Origin of the sequence: Pseudoalteromonas sp. JC28 (assembly GCF_013319255.1) — a bacterium.
In the GTDB taxonomy this organism is placed as follows: Bacteria; Pseudomonadota; Gammaproteobacteria; order Enterobacterales; family Alteromonadaceae; genus Pseudoalteromonas.
The window spans coordinates 1-555 of sequence record NZ_QOKX01000039.1; the positions used below are offsets into that span (position 1 = coordinate 1).

Consider the following 555-nt stretch of genomic DNA (forward strand, 5'->3'; position numbering starts at 1 on the left):
CTTCATCGCCTCCAACTGCCAAGGCATCCACCGTGTACGCTTAGTCACTTAACCATACAACCCAAAATAGTTTTAAGTTGTACTGCTAAAGACAGTTTAACTTCGCCAGAAGTTAATATTGAATACTAAAGTAGACGCTAATTAATCATCGAAATGATTAATCGGCATTTTCTTTCGAAAACTCGATAAATAACTTTCGTTATCTATCAGAATTTAATTTTTCAGCTTTTCCAAATTTTTAAAGAGCAAGAGAATAACTTCTCAGAGTTAAAAACTCTCAGTTACTTAAACCTGAGTAAGAGTGTTTATCTATAAGAAGGTGTAGTAAAGTGGTGGAGCTAAGCAGGATCGAACTGCTGACCTCCTGCGTGCAAGGCAGGCGCTCTCCCAGCTGAGCTATAGCCCCACATTACTAGGATAACATTGTTTGTTTTTTACCTATCTTTGCTTTCAGGCAAGGATTTTTGTGACGAACGTTTAGTTTGCTAAACGAGTCGCAAAAAGACGCAGCATCAAAGCAAAGTGGTGGGTCTGAGTAGACTTGAACTACCGACC

The 555-nt window shown here is 39.1% G+C and carries 1 tRNA gene; it reads right to left on the minus strand.

Annotation, left to right across the window (positions count from 1 at the left end):
* Positions 1 to 330 precede the first annotated feature (330 nt).
* Positions 331 to 406 (minus strand) — tRNA-Ala (locus DS891_RS24360).
* Positions 407 to 555: the final 149 nt, after the last annotated feature.